The organism is Pseudomonas sp. FSL W5-0299 (assembly GCF_005930655.1).
GTDB lineage: Bacteria > Pseudomonadota > Gammaproteobacteria > Pseudomonadales > Pseudomonadaceae > Aquipseudomonas > Aquipseudomonas mandelii.
On record NZ_RXHX01000033.1, the window covers coordinates 22,095 to 43,554 of the forward strand.

The following is a 21,460-nucleotide window of genomic DNA, read 5'->3' on the forward strand; positions in this document are numbered from 1 at the left end:
GCAAGCTCCCTCGCCACATTGGGACAGGTAGTTTCAATTCGGAGTTTCAGAGCCAGCAGGCGTCCCATAAAGGGTAGTCACCGATTTTATCCACAAGCCCTGCGCGCAAGGGATTTGCGACGATGTAACGGGCGAACGGCAGCAGTTCTTCCCCGTCGCGGATCGCTCGATCATGGAAGCCGCTTTGCCAGAATGCGCCTGCACTGTTCAAAGCCCGGTTGATCGTGAGCGTACTGCGGGATTTGATGGCTTGCATGACCCGCATCAAAGAGCGTTGCTCCAGCTGCACCAACCAGTGGAAATGGTCAGGCATGATCACCCAAGCAATAGAGTTGACCCACTCCTGATCATGAACTCGTCTCAACTCGGCGACTAGCAGGCGTCCCAATTGCCAATCATCGAACAGAGGAAGTCGTCGATGCACAACGGCGGTGAGGAGATAGGCCCGACCTTGTTCTGAAAAACGTCCATGGCGTAGCCGGTGTGAGTTCGGGTGTGGATGCATTCCGTTGCTTCCTTTTGGACTGGATCCCGCTAACCCTAATCGCTGATCTGCCTACATGTAGCTGCATTTGTTGACTGAAATTTCCGGAACTCTTGAAGGATTCACCCGTAAACACTGCTTTGTGGCGAGGGAGCTTGCTCCCGCTGGGCTGCGGAGCAGACCCGAATTTGCCATCTCGGTCTTTCAGCAGAACCGCGATCACAGGTTTTGCGACTGCTGCGCAGCCGAGCGGGAGCAAGCTCCCTCGCCACAGGTAGTGCCTGCCTGAAATGCCCTTCCTAGACACGTCGAATAGCAAATAAGGCCCGGCCAGGGGCATGACGATGCACCAATGCTGTGCAATACTCGGCGGCGTTTCAGTTGGTGAAAGATCCTACAAAAGTCAGGTAATGCCCCTCCGCTAACCGGGCTTTTCCCGAGAGTTCTGGCTGAATGTTGTGGTTTATAGAGTGAAAAACCCTGTACGAAGCTTTTTATACTGCACGCCCCGCTGATCTTGCCGGTGTTGTCCTGCAAGACGGGTTTGCTCACGAAGCAGGCCCGGTTTCTCAGAAGCAATGGCTTACCGGTCAGCGCTTTGTTACTCGGTGGTCATATCCAATAACAAGACGAGGTTGTACCCCTATGCCAGTCGGCAATCATCTGCCCCATGGCGAGACCGCTCAGGGCGGCCCGCTTAAACGCGAACTCGGCGAACGGCATATCCGCTTGATGGCGCTCGGAGCGTGTATCGGCGTCGGTCTGTTCCTCGGTTCGGCCAAGGCCATCGAAATGGCCGGCCCCGCCATCATGCTGTCCTACATCATCGGCGGTCTGGCGATCCTGGTGATCATGCGCGCCCTCGGTGAGATGGCCGTGCACAACCCGGTCGCCGGCTCCTTCAGCCGTTACGCTCAAGACTACCTCGGCCCCTTGGCGGGCTTCCTGACAGGCTGGAATTACTGGTTCCTGTGGCTGGTGACCTGTGTCGCGGAAATCACCGCCGTGGCGGTGTACATGGGCGTCTGGTTCCCTGATGTGCCGCGCTGGATCTGGGCACTCGCCGCGTTGATCAGCATGGGTTCGATCAACCTGATCGCGGTGAAAGCCTTCGGTGAATTCGAGTTCTGGTTCGCCCTGATCAAGATCGTCACCATCATTGCGATGGTGATCGGCGGTATCGGCGTGATCGCGTTCGGTTTCGGCAATGACGGCGTGGCGCTGGGGATTTCCAATCTCTGGGCCCACGGCGGCTTCATGCCCAACGGCGTGCAAGGCGTATTGATGTCGCTGCAGATGGTGATGTTCGCCTACCTCGGTGTCGAGATGATCGGCCTGACCGCCGGTGAAGCGAAGAACCCGCAGAAGACCATTCCCAACGCGATCGGCTCGGTGTTCTGGCGGATTCTGCTGTTCTACGTCGGCGCGTTGTTCGTGATCCTGTCGATCTACCCGTGGAACGAAATCGGCACCCAGGGCAGTCCGTTCGTGATGACGTTCGAACGCCTGGGGATCAAGACCGCGGCCGGCATCATCAACTTTGTGGTAATCACCGCAGCGCTGTCGTCCTGCAATGGTGGCATCTTCAGCACCGGGCGCATGCTTTACAGCCTGGCGCAGAATGGCCAGGCCCCGGCCGGTTTTGCCACCACATCGAGCAACGGCGTGCCCCGTCGCGCGTTGCTGTTGTCGATCTTCGTGCTGTTGCTGGGCGTGCTGCTCAACTATATGGTCCCGGAAAAAGTCTTCGTCTGGGTGACGGCGATTGCCACTTTCGGCGCGATCTGGACCTGGGTGATGATCCTGCTGGCCCAGCTCAAGTTCCGCAAAGGCCTGAGTGCCAGCGAACGTGCCGGTCTGAAATACAAGATGTGGCTGTACCCGGTCAGCTCGTACCTGGCGCTGGCGTTCCTGGTGTTGGTGGTCGGCCTGATGGCTTACTTCCCGGAAACCCGCGTGGCGCTGTACGTCGGCCCGGCGTTCCTGGTGCTGCTGACGGTGTTGTTCTACGTGTTCAAGCTGCAACCGACCAATGTGTCGCAAGGTGCGGTGCGTTCGGCTGCGTAAGTCGTAACGCCTGAAACGCAAAAGCCCCGGTCCATTGGCCGGGGCCTTTTTTATTGGCTGACGAAATCTCCGGTGGCGAGCGAGCTGGCTCGCCACAAAGGCGCGGAGTTTCTTAATGGACGGCGACCGGTTGAATCGGTGCGGTCAGGCGCTTGTTGAAATCCAGCCAAACCCCCAACAACCCCATCAATCCTGCACCCACCAGCGCGGTGAAGATTTGCATGGCAAACGCATCGTCGGTCAGGGCATTGATCATGTCTGCCAGCGGCGCGAGCAACACCCCGAGGCAGAACACTTCCAGCGAATAACGGCCCATGCGACTGCATTGCCGGGCCAGCCAGTTCTGCGTCCAGCCAGTGTCCGGCAACAGTTTCGCCGTGACATACGCCAGCGCCAGGAAGTGCAGCAGTCGCACCGGCGACAGGTCGGTCTTGCTGATCGGGTACAACAGATTGCTCAGGCTGGTCGGAACCATCGCATCATGCAGTTGCGGCCACCGCCACAATACGGTCAGTACACCGGCGACGCCTGCGTATAACGCCGCACTCACAAACAATGGCTGGCGCAGCAACGGGCGCCTGTCGGGCAAGCGTGGGCGCTGCGTGTGAATCGCAGCGGCACCGCCGAGTACGAACAACAGTTGCCAGGCGACGGGGTTGAAGTACCACACGCCGTCCTTGATGGCCGCCAGATTCCAGCCGAACAACGGCACCGTCAGGTACACCGCAAACGACATCGCCACCACCACCCATGGTTTGCGCACAAATATCGGCAGCACCAGCGGCAAACCGGCCAGTAGCACGATGTAGAGCGGCAATGGGTCCATCAGGTTCGGTTTGAAGCGCAACAGCAACTCATCGATCAAGGCTTGCTGCGGATTGCTGATGAAGTGGTGCATGCCCATCTCCTCCACCAGATCTCGGGTCTCCACATGGCTGTTGGCGAAGAACACGATGCCCATCAGCATCGCCAGCAGGAAAATATGCACCACATACAGCACCCAGGCGCGGCGCAGGATTTTCACGCAGGCAATCAGGTAACCGTCGCGGGCCAGGATCTTGCCGTAGGCCAGGACCGCCGCGTAACCGGCGAGGAACACGAAGACTTCGGCGGCATCGCTGAAGCCGACGTTACGCAGAGTGATTTGACCCAGCGGGTTGTGGGGCACGTGATCCCAGAAAATGAAGATCAGCGCCAGGCCTCGGAAAAAGTCGATCCGGTGATCGCGTTCAGTCGTCATGGCTGCGGGCTCTGGAACGGGGTTTGAAGTAGGAGCGCCGGCGACACAAAAGGTTGCGCGCTGCACATTGGCGGCGCGCAGGGTGCAGGGATTCGGCGGCAATTGCAAAGTGCGGATATTACGGAGTGTCTCTGTGCACTGCCGAGGCGACAACCGCCTGTCTAAAAGACACGCAGGTCGGCGATCTCTGACGACCGTCGAGGTTCAAAGCTTTATTGATTGAAGGCGGAATTCCCTTGAGGCGCCGGCATGCAGATCAGCGAATGGCTCGACAAAGAACTCACCGGCCGCCAAGTCTGGTTGTTGTTTCTTTTTGCGACGCTGGTGTACATCCTGCCGCTGATCCTCGCGGATTATCCCTACATCGATGACAACTGGCGTGCCCTGGCCGCGGGTACCGGCTGGGCGGAGGACGGCCGGCTGTTCGCGCAGTGGTTCTACAACCTGCTGACCTTCAGCGGCGCCGCGCCGAACATCTTCCCGCTGCCGCTGTTGATCGCCACGCTGGCGATGAGCTGGGCCCTGACCCGGCTGACGTTTCACTATTTCCCCGAACCGACGTTCGCCCATTGCCTGGTGGTGCTGCCGCTTTGGTACAACCCGTTCTTCCTGCAAAACCTGTCGTACCAATACGACGGACCGAGCATGGCGCTCAGCCTGGTGGCGGTGATCTACGCGATCACCTTTCAAAGCCCTTCGCGTGTTCAGCACCTGCTGATACCGGCCGCGCTGATCGCCTTGGCCATCGGGCTTTATCAGGTCAGCTTTAATGTGTTTCTCGGTCTGTGTTGTATGGAGTTGCTGCGGCGCACGGACGACCCATTGGCATGGCCTGCGTGGTGGCGATTGATCGGCTGCAAAGTTGTACAGGTGGGTCTGGCAGGGTTGATCTATTACGCCACCGCCTATTCCTTCATGACTCAGAAGCGCACCTCATTGTTGAACGGGGCAGCAGCGCCGTTGCAGCAAATTGAAACCAGCGCGGGCTGGGTGCTGGAAAAAATCGTGCTGCTGTTCCATGGCGGCTTTGCCTGGGTATTCGCCGCGCTGTTGCTGTGCGCCCTGTTCGGTGCCGTGCGCGTGGGACAGCGCGTGCTGGAGCGTGCGGGTACTGGGCTGAACAAAACCATGATCGGCCTGCTGTGCCTGTTGATCTTGCCCGTCCTGATGGTGCTGGTGCCGGGCGTCTCATTGTTTTTCCGCGACTTCAATGAAGGCGCCCGCACCTTGATGGGCTTTGCTGTCGTGCTCGTATTGCTGTTCTACCTGAGCCATCTGGCGCTGGCGTCGGTCCACGGAAAGCTGCCGCTGCTGTTGCTGGTCCCATTGTTGGCGATGCTTTCGCTTTCCTTCGCGTATGGACGGGTGCTGACGTTACAAAAAACCTTCGCGACGAATGCGCTGTACGCCTTGAGTGCCGACATTGCTTCGCGCCCGGCGTTGCGCGAAGCCAAGCGCATTTATATGTCGGTGACGTACTCCGATCACTGGCTGGTGGGGGCCGCCGGGTCGTTCAAGCAGATGCCGGTTTTGCATTACTTGTTGAACATCGATTTCTACATGCTCGCGGAAAATCTGCCGAAAACAGGCATCACCAATGTGGTCAGGGAAAAGGAACGGCGTAACGCGACGCTGGTGGGTTATCAGGGGTATCCACCGCTGGTGGACAGTCTGTTTTATCGGATTTATCTGCTGGGGGACTACGGCTTTATTGTCATGAAAGAACCCGCCCGGGTCCGCTCTCTCCAGTGGTGAACCCCGTGACCATTGGTCTGGAATGCCGCGCTACCTGTTAGTTCTTACAGTAGACGCGCACCCGTACTCGACTTTAGGTTTGAACCGCACCTGAAACAACGACAGTTCAAGGACCGAACATGAAAGCCTTATGGAAAGAGTTCTCCACGTATGCGGTTGTTGGCGTAGCCAATACGTTGATCCATTGGCAGATATTTTACGTACTCACCATCGCGGCCGAGCTGAGTCAGGCTGCCAGTAATTTTTCGGCGTTTTGTGTGGCCGCGACGTTCTCATTCTATGTGCATGCGCTCTACACGTTTGAGGCCGGGGCGTCGGTACTTCGTTATCTGCTGTATGTGTTTTTCATGGGGGGCATGAGTTTCGTCGTCGGACATTACGCTGATGTCTGGAAAATCCACGGGCTGGTGACCGTAGGGTCGTTCTCGCTGTTGAGTCTGATCTGCGGGCTCTTTTTTTCGAGATTTGTCCTGTATGGCGAGCGCGAAGCGTGAACGGTTTTCAGCGCGCGGCGCACCCAATGAATCGACTCACCGTGCCGCCCCGACCGTTTGTTGTCGATCTGGATGGAACACTCCTAAGGTCCGATCTTCTGTTCGAAAGCGCCATGGCTTTTGTTCGTAGCAATCCCTGGCACTGCTTGAAACCTCTGGTTTGGCTATGTCGCGGCAAAGCGTTTTTGAAAGAACAGTTGGCCGAGGCGACGGATATCGACGTCACCTTGCTGCCCTTCGATCCTGAAGTGCTGGCCATGATCGAGGAGCAGCGCAAGCAAGGGCGGATAATTGTGTTGGCCACAGCCAGTCATCATTTACTGGCGATGCGTATCGCCGAGCACTTGAAGGTGTTTGATGACGTCCTGGCTACGAGCCTGGAGTGCAATCTATCGGGCACGCACAAGCGTGATTTGCTGGTCGCGTTGTACGGTGAGAGCGGTTTTGATTACGTTGGCAATGCTCTTGATGATCTGCCGATATGGCGTTCGGCAGAACGGGCCTATGTCGTCAATCCTCTGCCAGGCGTCGGGCTGGCCATCGAGAGTCTGGACAACGTCGTTGAAGTGGTTCGTTCAGGCGCGACGAATTTCAGGGATTGGTACAAGGCGATTCGCATTCATCAATGGGCGAAAAATGCCCTGATATTTGTACCGCTGCTGGCCGCGCATCAGATCAGCAATCCGCTCCTGCTCTTGCACAGTTTGTTGGCTTTCGTATTTTTCGGGTTATGCGCCTCCGGGGTGTATGTTCTGAATGACCTGCTGGACCTGGAGGATGATCGAAGACATCCGAGCAAACGCAATCGACCCTTTGCCAGTGGACGGTTGTCGATCAAGTCCGGCCTGGTCGCATTCCCCTGTTTATTGTTTATCTCTTTTGCTGGCGCCTGGTGGTGGCTGCCCCGGCAGTTTGCCGCCGTACTGGCCACTTACTACGTGTTGACGCTGATCTATTCGCTGGTGTTGAAACGGATCATGGCGTTGGATGTGATTGCTCTGGCCTTGCTTTATACCCTGCGGATCATTGCCGGCGGTGCGGCGCTCGAACTGGAGCTGACGGTCTGGATGCTGGCGTTTTCGATGTTCATGTTTTTGAGCCTGGCACTGGTCAAGCGTTATGCCGAACTCCAGGCGGCACTGCGTAATGGCATTACCGGGAAAACCGGTGGCCGTGATTACTATCCTGCCGACCTGGCGATGCTTTCCTCATTAGGGGCCGCGTCGGGATACCTGTCGGTGATGGTTCTTGCGTTGTACATCCATGACAACGCCACAATCGCGCTCTATGCCTTTCCGCGGATGATCTGGTTCGCCTGTCCATTGTTGCTGTTCTGGATCACCCGTATCTGGATGCTGACTCATCGCGGCAGGATGAACGACGACCCTGTGATCTTTGCGCTTAGGGATCGCCTGAGTCTGGCGATGGGCGCGATGTTTGGCCTGATTTTCTGGTTAGCGGCATGAAGCGCTGCTTTGGGCGTATGCGCGCTTGCTCGGCGGCGGTTTCCATTTTTACCGATGCCGGTTCGAACGATGAATGATCAATTGACCTCGTGGGGGCATTACCCTTCGGCACCGCAAACAGGCCATTCATGCGCATGGCGAAGTGATCTGGAACAACACCTGCAACGGTTGAACGATACCTACGGCACGACGTTGCCGTTTGGTAATGGTCGCAGTTACGGTGACAGCTGCCTGGCCAGCAGCGATCACGTGCTGCACCTGCGCTCCTTGAACCGTTTTGTCGAAGCGGACTGGCAAACAGGAGAGATTTGTGCCGAAGCGGGGGTCACGCTCGGTGAAATTTTGCAACTGTCGATCCCCCGTGGGTGGTTTCTGGACGTCACGCCGGGGACGCGCCATGTCACGCTCGGAGGCGCTCTGGCCAATGACGTTCATGGCAAGAATCATCACCGGCGCGGAACGTTTGCCTCCTCGGTGCTGAGCTTTGGCCTGCATCGTTCCGCGCAACCGCCCATGGTGTGCTCACCCGTGGAAAACCCGCAGTGGTTTGCCGCCACGATCGGCGGATTGGGCCTGACGGGCATCATCAGTTGGGTGAGCATCCGTCTGCGCAAAATCGAATCCAGTCTTATCGATACGATTCGGATGCGGTTTGATCATTTGGGCGAGTTTTTCGCGCTGTCCGCTGAACTGGATCCTGTGCACGAGTACAGCGTGGCCTGGATCGATTGCCTGGCAAAGGGACGCGAACAAGGGCGTGGTGTCTTTACCGTTGGCACGCATAGCGAACAGGGGCCGCTCCAAGTCGAGTCGTCCCGCTCGTTGCGAATCCCGATCAGGCCGCCATTGTCCCTGGTCAACCCGCTTTCTCTGAATATCTTCAATCGCAGTTATTGGCATCTGCAGCCGGCGGGGCGAGAACGCCAAACCACTCCGTATAGTTCGTTTTTCTATCCGCTGGATCGTATCGAGCGCTGGAATCGAGTCTACGGGCGCAAAGGTTTTCAGCAGTTTCAGTGCGTATTGCCTGAATCAGTTGCCGAAGTCGCCTTGGCTCAGTTGCTCAAATCCATTGCCGCCAGCGGCACGGGATCTTTTCTCGCGGTACTCAAGCGCTGTGGCGATTTTGTTTCGCCGGGGCTGCTTTCATTTCCGATGCCGGGGACGTCGCTGGCGCTGGATTTTCCACAGAACAGCGTGCTGACGAACACACTGCTGCCTCGTCTTGATGCCATCGTTCGGGAGGCGGGTGGCCGGCTCTATCCGGCCAAGGATGCGCACATGAGCGGCAGCGATTTTCGCCGGGCCTATCCGGCTTGGGAGCAGTTGGAGACGATGCGCGATCCAGCCCTCATTTCTCGCTTTTGGGAGCGAGTCACCCGATGAAAAAAATACTGATTGTGGGGGCTACTTCAGCCATCGCGACCGCTTGCGCGCGACTTTGGGCGGCAGACCACGGCGAGTTTTTTCTGGTCGCGCGCGATCCGCAAAAACTGCAGCATACCAGCGCCGACCTGTTGACTCGAGGCGCGAGCGGGGTGACGTCCTATTTGTTGGACGCCACCGACACTGCCGCGCATGCCGTCATGCTGGAATGCTGTCTGGATGCCTTGCAATCGATCGACATCTGCCTGATCGCTCACGGTACCTTGCCGGATCAATCCGCTTGCGAACAAAACGTCGAACTGGCACTGACGGAGTTTGCCAACAACGGCACTTCGGTGATTGCGCTATTGACGGTGTTGGCCAGGCAAATGGCCGTTCAGCGTAGCGGTACTCTGGCAGTTATTTCTTCCGTCGCGGGTGATCGAGGGCGTCCTTCCAACTACTTGTATGGTTCAGCCAAGGCGGCCGTCTCGACCTTTTGCGAAGGCTTGCGTGCACAGATGTTCAAGTTGGGTGTGCACGTGATGACCATCAAGCCCGGCTTTGTCGATACACCGATGACCCAGGGGCTGGCGTTGCCGACATTGCTGGTTGCGCAACCAGAGGTGGTCGCACAGCGCATTGTCGGGGGCATCGAGCGTCGGGTGTCGGTTCTGTATGTGCCGGGGTTCTGGGCCTGGGTCATGTGGCTGATTTGCCGATTGCCACAGCCATTGTTTAAGAGGTTGAACCTGTGAGCCAGGTGCTGTTCCTCTCCGGGTGGCGCTATCGGGTCTTGATCGGTTCGGTGGCCTTTTCGGCACTGGCTTACCTGGGCATTTCCCTTTGGGGCGGATGGCAGGCGGTGGGCGGTGCCGTGAGCCGAGTCGGGTGGCTCGGTGGGGCGCAGATTGCCGCACTCATCCTGATCAGCTATGGCCTGCGCTTCTTGCGTTGGCAGGTTTACCTGAATGCTCTGGGGCATCCTTTGCCGTGGCGACCTGGCCTGAAAATCTACCTCGCGGGGTTTGCCTTGACGACCACACCGGGCAAAGCCGGCGAAGCTCTGCGCGGGGTGTTGCTCAAGCGCTGGGACGTTCCTTACGGCAGCAGTTTCGCCGCGTTTGTCAGTGAGCGTCTTTCGGACCTGATGGCCATGGTGTTATTGGCCTTGCTGGGTCTTAGCCGCTATCCCGAGTGGCTTTCGATGATTGTCGCCTGTCTGGTGATGGTGACCTGCGGTTTGTTGCTCGTCTCTCGACAACAACTGATTGACGCTGTTGAACGGCGTATTTCCCGGGGACGCGGATGGATGTTTCGGCTGTTGCACAACGTTATTTACGTGCTGCGCCAATCCCAACGTTGCCACAGCCCTCAGCGTTTGATTGGCACAGTGGTGTTGAGCCTGTCGGCCTGGAGCCTCGAAGCGCTGGCGTTTTACTGGATATTGAATGCGATGGGCGTCGATGTTCCGCTGACGTTCGCGATGTTCGTTTATGCGGTTTCGATGCTGGCTGGCGCCTTGAGTTTTATGCCGGGCGGGCTTGGCAGTGCCGAAGCGGTGATGGTGACGTTGTTGGTGTCCAGTGATGTCGCGGTGGCTGATGCGATTGCGGCGACTGTTTTGCTGCGGTTGGCGACGTTGTGGTTTGCGGTGGGGTTGGGGAGTGTGGTGTTAATCAATATCAACAATAACAATAGGCGCCTATCGGATGAAGCTTAGATTGAACAGGGAAAGTTTGACGGTTTACATGATTTTGGTAGTGGCCATTATTTTTGGTGGTTACTTACGATTGCGTAATATTACGGTTGATGCTCTGTGGCTTGATGAGGTTTTCAGTGTTGCCACCAGTCATCCCGATAACAGTTTTCTTGAGGTCTATCAACGATCACTGGTGGACGTGCATCCACCTTTTTATCAGTTGTTTTTATGGTTTTTTTACAAGTTGTTTGGTTTTGGCGAGATGGTTGGAAGGTACCTGTCGGTTATTTTCGGGATCCTGTTGATCCCGGTTGCATTCCTTCTTGGAAGGCAAATGTTCAATTGTCGAGTAGGGTTGATTGCTGCCTGGCTTGTGGCAGTTAATTTCTATTTGATTACGTATTCTCAAGAGACACGCTCTTACGAATTGTTGGCTTTATTGACCACAGTTTCGTTCGTCACTTTCATCAAGGCGATTGGAGGCCTTGATGGACGTCACGTCGCTATTTATGCGCTATCGGCGGCACTGCTTGTCAATACGCACTATTTCGGATTTTTGGTGGTGACCGCCCAAGCGTTATTGGTGTTATCAAGATGGGTTGAGACGTCATTCGATAAAAGGCTTTTGTATCGCTTTGGCTTGGCAGGTTTGTTTATATTGCTGAGCATCGCACCGCATGTTTCGTATGTTTATTTAAATTTTCACCGTCAGGGATTTTGGGTCCCACCACCCAATAACCGGTTTTTTATCGATCTCTTCAACCTGTATTTTGGAAGTTTACCTTTGTCTGTGATGTGTGCCGCGCTGTTAATGATAGGCAGTGTGTGCCTGATGAAGGCAGAACGACACCGTGAAGTACTTCGACTAATTATTTTCTGGCTCGTGACGTGTACCGTCATTCCTTATGTGCGTTCCCTTTATGTTCAACCTGTTTTGACCATGCGAAGCTTGATAATCTTGCTGCCGGCGCTATTGATAGTGCTCGCGTTTGCCATCAGTCTTTTTAAAGATCAATGGGCTCAGGTGGCAGTTGGAGTTGTCGTGTTATGTTTTTCGATGACGCCGTTGTATACCCATGAGAGACCCATATTTACGCTTGAAAATCAGTTAAAGCCCGTCAGTCAAATGCGTGATCTGGTTAAGGATGTGATCGAACAGCAGATCCGTGAGCCACTCTATGCAAGCCAGTTTATAGAGTTTGATCAGTACTTCAGATTATTAGGCTCGTCAACAACAGTCAGAAGTTTCAAGCAGCTGGAAAGCGACTTGCTGTCGCCAGATCGTCCGGCCGTGTTTTATTTTCTCGGAACGCGTGAGGTACAACTTCCTGGCGAAAGGTTTATGAAGGAATACTGCGTTGATTTACTGAAGGAAACAAAAAAAGGTGATTCGGTCATACTTGAATTTCGGTCCAATCCTCCTTGTCTATGAAAAAGTAGGGAGAAGCTGACAGCCGCTTTAGCGACGCGGCTGACAGCGTGTGATTTACGCAGCAACCACCTCATTAGGCTCAAAACTGTCCGCCCGCGCCATCTGCCACATCCGTGAATAAAACTCGCCATTCACTTCACCGGTGAGCAATTCCCCCGGCTTCAAGAACACATGCAACTGCGAGAACAACTTGATCTCGGTCGCCGACATGCGCCGCACCAGGTGTTTGGCCGACAACTGCGATGGGTGATCGAGGCCGGCAGCCGCGAGCATTTCCGCCAGGGCCTTGAGTGTGTTGCGGTGAAAGTTGAAGACCCGCTGGGCTTTGTCCGGGACCACCAGCGCACGCTGGCGCAGGGTGTCTTGAGTGGCGACGCCGGTCGGGCATTTGTTGGTGTGGCAGCTTTGCGACTGGATGCAGCCGATGGCAAACATGAAGCCGCGCGCCGAGTTGGCCCAGTCGGCGCCGATGGCCAGGACGCTGGCGATGTCGAAGGCACTGACGATCTTGCCGCTGGCACCGAGTTTGATTTTGTCCCGCAGGTTCAGGCCCACCAGGGTGTTGTGCACGAACAGCAGGCCCTCGCGCATCGGCACGCCGATGTGGTCGGTGAACTCTACGGGCGCGGCGCCGGTGCCGCCTTCTTTGCCGTCGACCACGATGAAGTCCGGGAGGATGCCGGTTTCCAGCATGGCCTTGGCGATACCCATGAATTCCCACGGGTGACCGAGGCAGAACTTGAAGCCCACCGGTTTGCCGCCGGACAGTTCACGCAACTGCTGGATGAACTGCATCAGTTCGATCGGCGTGGAAAATGCGCTGTGCCGAGACGGCGAGATGCAGTCTTCGCCCATCAGGATGCCGCGGGTTTCGGCGATTTCCTTGGTGACTTTGTGCTTGGGCAGGATGCCGCCATGCCCGGGTTTAGCCCCTTGCGACATCTTGATTTCGATCATCCGCACTTGCGGCGTCTGCGCTTGTGCGGCGAAGCGTTCAGGATCGAAGCGCCCATCAGCGGTACGGCAACCAAAGTAGCCACTGCCCAGTTCCCAGGTCAGGTCGCCGCCGTTTTCCCGGTGATACGCGCTGATGCTGCCTTCGCCGGTATCGTGGGCAAAGTTGCCGAGTTTGGCACCCTGGTTCAACGCGCGAATGGCGTTGGCGCTCAGCGAGCCGAAGCTCATGGCCGAGATGTTGAACACCGAGGCCGAGTACGGCTGGGTGCACTGTGGGCCGCCGACGATGACGCGGAAATTGCTCGGGTCGCTCAACGGCGCCGGGCGCATCGAGTGGCCGATGAATTCGAAACCCGATTGGTATACATCGATCAGCGTGCCGAAGGGTTTGTCGGCGCTTTCATTCTTGGCCCGGGAATAGACCAGCGAGCGCTGGGCCCGGGAGAAGGGCAGGGCGTCGCTGTCGGATTCGAGCAGGTACTGGCGGATCTCCGGGCGAATGCCCTCCACCAGATAGCGAATATTGCCCAGGATCGGGTAGTTGCGCCGCACTGCGTGAGGGCTTTGCAGCAGATCGAACAGGCCCACCAGACTCAGGACGCCCGTCACGGCGGTGATTGGCCAGAGCCAGTCGTGTTCCAGGAAGGGCAAGCTGGCGAGGGTGAAAATCACACAGGCAGCAAAGAAGGCGTAGCGGCTCAGGAGTGACAGGCTCATACGGGTTCCTTGGTTCGGACTCAATAATTTCAACGCGGCAGGTGCATGGATACACACAGATCCCTGTGGGAGTGAGCCTGCTCGCGATTACGGTGGTTCAGTCGACATCAATGCTGAATGAAAGACCGCAATCGCGAGCAGGCTCGCTCCCACAGTAAAAAGCACTCCGCGTTGCAATCAGGCGTTTTGCGCCTGGAGAAATATCGAAAACAGCTCGGACTGGGATTTGATCCCCAGCTTGCTGTACATGTGTTTCTTATGGACTTTCACGGTTTCGACGGAGATTTCCAGCTTACGGGCGATTTCTTTACTGGAGCAACCGCTGAGCATCAAGCGCCCGACATCCAGTTCCCGGGCGGTCAACTGCGCGCCCTTGAGTTGTTGCACCGAGGCTTCCAGCTGCACGCGCCAATCGCCCTGGATCGGTGCTGGTGCGAGAGCCACGACTTCGTTGATTTCGTAGGGCAGGCGCTGGCGCAACAGGCCGAGCACCCACGGCTGGATCAGCGACAGCAAGGCAATCTGCTGACCGCTGAAACGCTGCTTGCTGCCCAATGACAGGCACAAGGTGCGGTCCCCTTCGAGCTGGCAATTGAACTGGATTTCGTCGGCCACCACATTCAGACGAAAGTATCGTTGGTAATACTCGGTCAGCTCGAAGTGCTCCGGTGCCACTTCCGACAGCCGATAGAGGCCGGTGCGCGATTGCTCGCGGCAGGCGATGTAGAACGGATCAAGCAGATAGAGCCCGCGCAGGTAATCCTGAAACAACTGATCGGGGCTGCCGTCCTCGCCCGGGCACTCGGCGAAGACCTGCGGGTGCTGGTCAGCGCTGAAAAGCAGTGCCACCCAACTGTCGAAGGTCACGTACTGATCCAGCAGGCGCACCAGCTGCGTCCAGAAGTTGGGCTTGTCGAGGGCGTCGATCAGTTGCCCGACCGAGCGGTGCCACGCGATGTCGTCTAACGAAAGTGTCATGCCTCTACCCCTATCGGGTTACCCCAGCGGCGTGATTCCCCGGCCGGTGGCTTGCTGCGCATACTGGCGCACAGACACAGACCGGGCAATCTTTCTGCCGCTCGGCCCAAAACAAGGAATACCCATGAAAGTCGAACTCGCCCAGTTGGCGGGCCGTGACAACGGCACAGCGTACAACCTCGAACGCGCCTTGGCGGCCATCGCTGCCTGCCACGCGGATACGCAACTGATCGTCTTCCCGGAAACCCACCTGATGGGCTTTCCGACTGCCGACACCGTGGCCCAGACCGCCGAACCGCTGGACGGGCCGACGGTCAGCGCCGTCGTGGCGGCTGCCCGCGAACGCAACATCGCCGTGGTGATCGGCATGGCCGAGAACGACAACGGCCGCTTCTACAACACCACGCTGCTGATTACCCCCGAAGGCATCGCCCTGAAATACCGCAAGACGCACCTGTGGGCGTCGGATCGCGGCGTGTTCGAGGCGGGCGACCGTTACGCCACTTGCGAGTGGAACGGCGTGCGGGTCGGTCTGCTGATCTGCTACGACATCGAATTCCCGGAAACTGCCCGCGCCCTGGCGCAACTGGGCGCCGAATTGCTGATCGTCACCAACGGCAACATGGACCCTTACGGCCCCACTCACCGCACCGCGATCATGGCCCGGGCCCAGGAAAACCAGGCCTTTGCGCTGATGGTCAATCGGGTCAAAGAGAGTGATGACGGATTGGTGTTTGCCGGTGGCAGTGCGCTGGTGGATCCGCTCGGCACCCTGTTGTTCGAGGCCGGACGCGATGAAGGGCAGTTTGCGGTTGAGCTGGATTTCAGCCGGCTGGAGGCGGCACGCAAGGATTACCGGTATCTGGATGACCAGCGGCTGAAGTTGCCGGGTGAGATTGTCGAGCAGGCTTCTGGTGTGCGGGAGTTGCTGATTCCTTCGCGCTGATCCGGATGTTGCATTGCTCCGAGTGGCCCTTTCGCGAGCAGGCTCGCTCCCACATTGGATTTGTGTCCACTGCAGAACCCCTGTGGGAGCGAGCCTGCTCGCGAAGAGGTCCTGACAGACAACACACCTGTTTGACCGATCACCCAAAACAACAACGAAACACCCGATATTTAGCGCCGAACTCGGCTCTGCCATAAATCTAATAAATTCGGAGTAGTCGCTCATGGCTCGTTTGCAACGCACCCTGTCATTGGGTTCGGTGGTGCTGTTCGGCATCGCCTACATGACGCCGATCATTGTGCTCGGCACCTTTGGCATTCTCGCTCAATCCACCGCCGGCATGGTCCCGGCCGCGTATCTGGCGGCGTTGGTGGCGATGTTTTTCACCGCGATGAGCTACGGCCGAATGGCCTCGGCATTCCCCGTCGCCGGTTCCGCCTACAGCTATGTCCGCAAGGCCATCAGCCCGAAGCTGGGGTTCATCGCCGGTTGGGCGGTGCTGCTCGACTATCTGTTCCTGCCGATGGCGATCTGGCTGATCGGTGCGGCCTACCTCAATTCCGCGTTCCCGGCCGTGCCGCAGTGGATCTGGGTGCTGGCGTTCATCGGCATCACCAGCGCGATCAACATCGTCGGCCTGAAACTGGCCAACGGCATCAATGCCTTGCTGATGCTGGTGCAGTTCCTGGTGCTGATCGCCTTCGTCGCGCTGTGCATCCACTACGTCGGGGGCGATGCGAGCACGCCGTTGTGGTCGATCAAGCCGTTCTTCAACGGCGACATGCAGATGCCGCTGATCATGAGTGGCGCGGCCATCGCCTGTTACTCGTTCCTCGGGTTCGACGCGGTCAGCACCCTGACCGAAGAAACCCGCGACCCACGTCGTACCATTCCGCGGGCGATCATGTTGATTACCCTGATCGGCGGCCTGATCTTCGTCAGCGTCTCGTACTTCGTGCAGATCGCCCATCCCTCGTTCCAGTTCGACAGCGTCGACTCGGCCGCTTATGAAATCGCCCGCAACATCGGTGGCGACCTGTTCGTGACGATCTTCCTGATCGGCCTGATCGTCGGCCAGTTCGCCTCGGGCCTGTCGGCTCAGGCCAGTGGTTCGCGTCTGTTGTTCGCCATGGGCCGCGACGGCGTGCTGCCTAAATCATTTTTCGGCAGCTTGCATGAGCGCTTTGGCACACCGGTCAACAGCATCCTGTTGTGCGCCGTGGTCGCGTTGCTGGCGCTGAAACTGGACGTCACCACCTCGACCTCGTTCATCAACTTCGGCGCGTTCCTGGCGTTCAGTCTGGTGAATTTGTCGGTGATCTTTCATTACTGGATAGGAGGGGAAAAGAAAGGGCTGCGCGAGTTCGTGCTGTTCCTGTTATTCCCGTTCATTGGCCTGGCGGCAGATTTGTGGCTGATGGTCAGCCTCGATCACCTGGCGATCTACCTGGGCCTGAGCTGGCTGGCGATTGGCGTGGTGTACCTGGCGGTGCTGACCGGTGGCTTCCGCCGCCAGCCACCGGAGATGGATTTCCAGGAAGCCACCTGACCTCGGATCCCTGCAAAACCCCCTGTAGGAGTGAGCCTGTTCGCGATAGGGCCATGTCAGTCAACATCAAGGGCGACTGACATACCGCCATCGCGAGCAGGCTCACTCCTGCATTTATTACGGAGTTCAGGTGGCTGAGTGTGTCTGGTGCACGGGCAGTTCGACTCGGAACGTGCTGCCCACGCCCACTTCACTGCGCACCGTAATATCCCCCCGGTGCTTCTTGACGATGCCATAGGACAAGGACAACCCAAGCCCTGTCCCCTGGCCCACCGGTTTGGTGGTGAAGAACGGATCAAAGATTTTCTGCAGGCTGTCCGGCGCGATACCGGAGCCGGTGTCGGCCACCTCAATCCACACCCGTTCACCCTCAAACCCGGTGCGCAGGGTGATGGTGCCCCGCTGTGGGCCCATCGCCTGGGACGCGTTGACGATCAGGTTCATGATCACCTGGTTGATTTGCGATGGCAGGCACTCGATGTCGGGCAATGGCTGATACTCCTTCAGCACATCGGCCTTGTACTTGAGTTCATTGGCGACGATGTTCAAGGTCGATTCGATGCCCTGTTGCAGATTGGTCCACTGCCATTCCTGGTTGGAGTCCACCCGGGAGAAGTCCTTCAGGTCCTTGACGATCTGCCCCACCCGGTTGATGCCCTCCTTGGATTCCTTGATCAGCAATGGAATGTCCTCGCGCAGAAATTCCAGTTCGATGCGTTCCCGTAACTGACCAAGCCGCTCGATCACCTCATTTGAAGCAATCGCCTCTTCGGCCTCGCGATAGGCATCGAGCATGTCTTGCAGTTGCTTGAAGTAGCCATCAAGACTGCCAAGGTTGGAAGAAATGAAGCCGATGGGGTTGTTGATTTCATGGGCGACCCCGGCCGCCAATTGCCCCAGGGACGCGAGTTTTTCCGATTGCACCAGTTGCGATTCAAGCTGTTTGCGCTCGTCGATTTCCCGCTGCAACGCCTCGCTGGCCTGTTTGAACTGCGTGGTGCGCTGGTCCACCAGATGCTCCAGATGGCTCATCTGCACGGAGGCGCGTTCGGTCATCTCCCATTTGGTCAGCAGGGTGTTGGCCATCTGCTGGACTTCGATGTTGTCGAACGGTTTTTTCAGGATCAGCAACCGATCATGGGCTTGCAGTCGGTCCAACAGCTCATCCCAGGAATAGTCGGAATACGCGGTACACACCACCACTTGCAGGTGCGGATCTTCCTGCCACAGATGTTCGATGGTTTGCGCGCCGTCCCAGCCTTCAGGCATGCGCATGTCGACGAACGCGAGGGCGTAGGGCCGGCTTTCCTGCAAGGCCTGAGTGAGTTTGCCCAGGCCTTCCTGGCCGCCATACGCCGAATCCAGTTCGAACAGGGCCGTGGTGGTTTTGATTTCACGGCCAAACAGCGTGGCTTCCATCTCGTCCAGTTCCAGGTGCTCCACCGGAACCGGGGTGAGGATCTTGCGAAAGTCGTCATGAATCGACGGTGTGTCGTCGATCAACAGAATGCGTCGGTTCGAATGCTCACTCATGCCTCCTCCGGGACGGTTTTCAGCGGAATCTGCAAGGTGAACTGCGCGCCCTTGCCGGGCCCGTCACTGTGGGCGCTGAGATGGCCGTTCATTTCTATCGCCGCGAGTGCGCAGCTGTGCAGACCAAAACCGTGGCCTTCCTTGCGGGTGGTAAAACCGTGGGCAAAGATGCGCGTCATGTTCTCCGGCGCGATGCCTTCGCCATCATCCTTGACGCTGATTTGCAGGGTGGAGTCTTCGACGATTTTCACACCCAGGGTCATTTGTCGCGGACGATTGCTGAGGTCGGACATGGCGTATTTGGCATTGCTGATGAGGTTGATCAGGATCAGCAGCAACCGGTGTTTGTCGCCCATGACCTGCGGCACCTCGTTGTACTCCTTGACCACGGTGACGTGGTGCCGGGTCAGGGCACCGGAGTTCATGCGCAGGGCGTCTTCCAGCAGTTCACTGATGTGCAGCGGTTCCATCAGGCTGTTGGCGCCAGCGTAGGACTGCTGGGTGGCGACGATGTCCTTGATGTGGTCGACGCTTTTGGTCAGTTGGGCGAGTTCGTCGGTCATGCTTTGTTGTTCGAGCGCGATGGCGTCGACCAGTTGATTCAGATAGCCGGGCAGCAATTTGCCTTTCGCGTCCTGGGTCAGAAAGGCTCCGAGGTCGCCTTGATGCTCGTTAATCAGCTGCATCGCCTTGCCCAGCCCCTGGGCCTTGCTGCTGCGCAGTTTGCGGCTGACCAGGTCTGCGGAGATGTTCACGCTGTTGAGTACGTTGCCGACGTTGTGCAACACATTGGTGGCGATTTCCGCCATGCCGGCCTGGCGCGCGGTGTCCAGCAGTTCGCTCTGGGTATCCTTGAGTTCGCGGGTGCGTTCTTCGACCCGTTTTTCGAGGTCATCATTGGCGGTTTTCAGGGCCTTGTTGACGCGATTGATTACGGTGAAACTGCGCATCAAGTGAATTGCCAGGTACACCAGCAACAGCACCAGCAGCACCGAAAACACCAGCATGTAAAAGTGATAACGCTGGTCGACCGCATCGGTGCGCTGCTGATCGTTGTTCAGCAGATCGGTGATGCCGTCGAGCCGCTCGGCCACGGGAATCGCCTCGATGTTTTCCAGCAAGCGGTTGACCACCGGTTGCTCACGCAGAATGAGCTCAATATGGTTATTGAGCACATCCAGCGGACTGTGGAACTCCTCCGGCAGTCGCAGTTTGTTCACTTTCAGTTTGCTCAATCCCACCAGGATTTCGGCGGCCTTGTCGTCAGAGGTAACCATGGCGAACTCCATGGTGCTGAGTACCAGGTCATAGGTGTCGTTGGCGATGTTCTGCAGTTGCAGTTTGTCGCCGTCCTGCAACTGGGCGAGGGGTTCCTGAATGTCGTCTTCGGCGGTCGGCAGAAACGCCAGTGAGTTGCGCAACACAGCATTGTGAGACTTGAACTGCTCAACCAGCCGGATCTTTTCCTCGAAGGCGCTCAGGTACGCATCATGGCTGGTCAACCAGACGGGCGAGGTGTTGCGGCTGTGATTCGACGACATTGTGTCGAACCGTTCCCACAGGCGCGTCATCTCGGTCAGCGGTGTGACCAGCGGATCGTAGTTGTGGTTGATCGCAATCCTGGCCTTGAGGATTTCCGTTTCCCACTGCGCATTCAGCTGTTTCATCCGGGAAATCAGATCCCGGGATTCGGTGTAGGTCGACGTCTGATTGGAGTTGGATTTGAGGTACAGAAACAGCAGTGTCGAGGCCAGTATCAGGGCCATGATGCCGAGGAGTGCCACACTGCGTCGGCGGGATATTTTCATAATGGTTTGCCCTCCCATTCACCGGTCAGGGTCTTGAGGAATTTGATGATCAGCACCTTGTCCTCGACAGAGGGGATGCGTCCCAGTTGAAATGAGAACATCACCTCCACGGCGTCTTCGAGGGTTTTGGCCGAGCCGTCGTGAAAGTACGGCGCCGTCACAGCGACGTTACGCAGGCTCGGGACCTTGAACACGTTGCGGTCCTCTTCGTCCTTGGTCAGCAGGTAGCGGCCCAGGTCGGTGTCGGTCGGATTGCCTCGTGTCTTGAAGTAATCGCCCATCACCCCGAATTTCTGGAACATGTTGCCGCCGATATTGATTCCCTGATGGCAGGCGATACAGCCGTAATCCTTGAAGCGTTGGTAACCGTATTTCTCCTCGCGGGTGAGAATGTCGGTGTCGCCCAGCAGGTATTGGTCGAAACGCGAGTTGGCACTGATCAACGTGCGCTCGTAGGTTGCCAGGGCGTTTTGCACATTGATCATGGTCACGCCATCCGGGTAGGCGTTGCCGAACGCGGTTCGATAAGCGGCGTCGGCGGACAGCGTCTGCACCACGTGTTCCCAGTTGCTGCCCATTTCACTGGGGCTTTGCACCACGGCGTTGACCTGGGTTTCCAGGGTGTCGGCGCGGCCGTTCCAGAATTGCCGGAAGTTCAGGCTGGCGTTGAACACGCTCGGAGTATTGACTGCCACTGGCTGGCCGTTGAAACCGATGGAAAACGCCTTGTTATCGGCGCCACCGCTTTCCAGGCGATGGCAACTGGCACACGAGAGGCTGCCGTTGACCGACAAACGTGGCTCGTTGAACAACTGGCGACCGAGTTCGACACGCAGAGGGTTTTGCTGCGGCACGGCCGGCAGCGGTTTGAGTGGTTCGTCCAGTGGCGCGCCGCTGGCCGTCAGACAGACTCCGAGCAGAGGCATCAAGAGCAAGCTGTAGAGAAATGGCGACATCCTGTAATTCC

At 57.5% G+C, this 21,460-nt stretch carries 17 protein-coding genes; 10 read left to right on the plus strand and 7 right to left on the minus strand.

The window, feature by feature from the left end; genetic code table 11:
- Positions 1-46: 46 nt before the first annotated feature.
- Positions 47-505, minus strand: a complete 459-nt coding sequence (locus tag FHL16_RS27140) for an REP-associated tyrosine transposase (RefSeq protein WP_077749813.1) — start codon at positions 503-505, stop codon at positions 47-49.
- 624 nt (positions 506-1,129) lie between these two features.
- Between FHL16_RS27140 and FHL16_RS27145 the strand changes: the two genes are divergently transcribed.
- Positions 1,130-2,551 carry an amino acid permease gene (locus FHL16_RS27145; protein ID WP_010457753.1) on the plus strand — a complete coding sequence of 474 codons (1,422 nt, stop codon included), beginning with the start codon at positions 1,130-1,132 and terminating at the stop codon, positions 2,549-2,551.
- A 112-nt stretch (positions 2,552-2,663) separates the two neighbouring features.
- On the opposite strand, the gene FHL16_RS27150 is transcribed toward FHL16_RS27145, so the two are convergent.
- On the minus strand, positions 2,664-3,791 hold the full coding sequence (locus FHL16_RS27150; RefSeq protein WP_010457751.1) for an OpgC family protein: 1,128 nt from the start codon (positions 3,789-3,791) through the stop codon (positions 2,664-2,666).
- Between the two features lie 249 nt (positions 3,792-4,040).
- Between FHL16_RS27150 and FHL16_RS27155 the strand changes: the two genes are divergently transcribed.
- The 7 genes from FHL16_RS27155 to FHL16_RS27185 all read left to right on the plus strand — a co-directional run bounded on the left by FHL16_RS27155 (position 4,041) and on the right by FHL16_RS27185 (position 12,005).
- A complete protein-coding gene (locus FHL16_RS27155; RefSeq protein ID WP_077749814.1) occupies positions 4,041-5,546 on the plus strand; it encodes a glucosyltransferase domain-containing protein in 1,506 nt (501 codons plus the stop codon).
- A gap of 119 nt (positions 5,547-5,665) precedes the next feature.
- Complete coding sequence (locus FHL16_RS27160) at positions 5,666-6,040, plus strand: GtrA family protein (protein ID WP_077749815.1); 375 nt, start codon at positions 5,666-5,668, stop codon at positions 6,038-6,040.
- 26 nt (positions 6,041-6,066) lie between these two features.
- Positions 6,067-7,506 (plus strand): UbiA family prenyltransferase, encoded by a 1,440-nt coding sequence (locus FHL16_RS27165; RefSeq protein WP_077749836.1) that lies wholly within the window; start codon positions 6,067-6,069, stop codon positions 7,504-7,506.
- A 69-nt stretch (positions 7,507-7,575) separates the two neighbouring features.
- Positions 7,576-8,892: an FAD-binding oxidoreductase gene (locus FHL16_RS27170; RefSeq protein ID WP_077749816.1), complete on the plus strand. Its 1,317-nt coding sequence runs from the start codon at positions 7,576-7,578 to the stop codon at positions 8,890-8,892.
- Positions 8,889-9,629, plus strand: a complete 741-nt coding sequence (locus FHL16_RS27175) for an SDR family oxidoreductase (protein ID WP_077749817.1) — start codon at positions 8,889-8,891, stop codon at positions 9,627-9,629. Before FHL16_RS27170 ends, FHL16_RS27175 begins: the two co-directional genes overlap by 4 nt.
- Complete coding sequence (locus FHL16_RS27180) at positions 9,626-10,594, plus strand: lysylphosphatidylglycerol synthase transmembrane domain-containing protein (protein ID WP_077749818.1); 969 nt, start codon at positions 9,626-9,628, stop codon at positions 10,592-10,594. The genes FHL16_RS27175 and FHL16_RS27180 overlap by 4 nt, the downstream gene beginning before the upstream one ends.
- A complete protein-coding gene (locus tag FHL16_RS27185; protein ID WP_077749819.1) occupies positions 10,584-12,005 on the plus strand; it encodes a glycosyltransferase family 39 protein in 1,422 nt (473 codons plus the stop codon). The genes FHL16_RS27180 and FHL16_RS27185 overlap by 11 nt, the downstream gene beginning before the upstream one ends.
- A 54-nt stretch (positions 12,006-12,059) precedes the next feature.
- On the opposite strand, the gene FHL16_RS27190 is transcribed toward FHL16_RS27185, so the two are convergent.
- Together FHL16_RS27190 and FHL16_RS27195 are read right to left on the minus strand one after the other, a co-directional pair.
- Complete coding sequence (locus FHL16_RS27190) at positions 12,060-13,679, minus strand: FMN-binding glutamate synthase family protein (protein ID WP_077749820.1); 1,620 nt, start codon at positions 13,677-13,679, stop codon at positions 12,060-12,062.
- A 177-nt stretch (positions 13,680-13,856) separates the two neighbouring features.
- Entirely contained in the window at positions 13,857-14,657 is an 801-nt protein-coding gene (locus FHL16_RS27195; protein WP_059406091.1) for a helix-turn-helix transcriptional regulator, read from the minus strand.
- 124 nt (positions 14,658-14,781) lie between these two features.
- Between FHL16_RS27195 and FHL16_RS27200 the strand changes: the two genes are divergently transcribed.
- Together FHL16_RS27200 and FHL16_RS27210 are read left to right on the plus strand one after the other, a co-directional pair.
- Positions 14,782-15,603: a carbon-nitrogen hydrolase family protein gene (locus FHL16_RS27200; protein ID WP_077749821.1), complete on the plus strand. Its 822-nt coding sequence runs from the start codon at positions 14,782-14,784 to the stop codon at positions 15,601-15,603.
- Between the two features lie 223 nt (positions 15,604-15,826).
- A complete protein-coding gene (locus tag FHL16_RS27210; RefSeq protein WP_077749822.1) occupies positions 15,827-17,152 on the plus strand; it encodes an APC family permease in 1,326 nt (441 codons plus the stop codon).
- 126 nt (positions 17,153-17,278) lie between these two features.
- Here the strand turns inward: FHL16_RS27210 and FHL16_RS27215 are convergent, their stop codons facing one another.
- Genes FHL16_RS27215 through FHL16_RS27225 form a run of 3 tightly spaced genes read right to left on the minus strand, consistent with a single transcriptional unit; the run spans position 17,279 to position 21,449 of the window.
- Positions 17,279-18,685 carry an ATP-binding protein gene (locus FHL16_RS27215; protein WP_077749823.1) on the minus strand — a complete coding sequence of 469 codons (1,407 nt, stop codon included), beginning with the start codon at positions 18,683-18,685 and terminating at the stop codon, positions 17,279-17,281.
- On the minus strand, positions 18,682-20,493 hold the full coding sequence (locus tag FHL16_RS27220; RefSeq protein ID WP_077749824.1) for a DAHL domain-containing protein: 1,812 nt from the start codon (positions 20,491-20,493) through the stop codon (positions 18,682-18,684). Before FHL16_RS27220 ends, FHL16_RS27215 begins: the two co-directional genes overlap by 4 nt.
- A complete protein-coding gene (locus FHL16_RS27225; RefSeq protein ID WP_077749825.1) occupies positions 20,490-21,449 on the minus strand; it encodes a cytochrome-c peroxidase in 960 nt (319 codons plus the stop codon). The genes FHL16_RS27220 and FHL16_RS27225 overlap by 4 nt, the downstream gene beginning before the upstream one ends.
- Positions 21,450-21,460 lie beyond the last annotated feature (11 nt).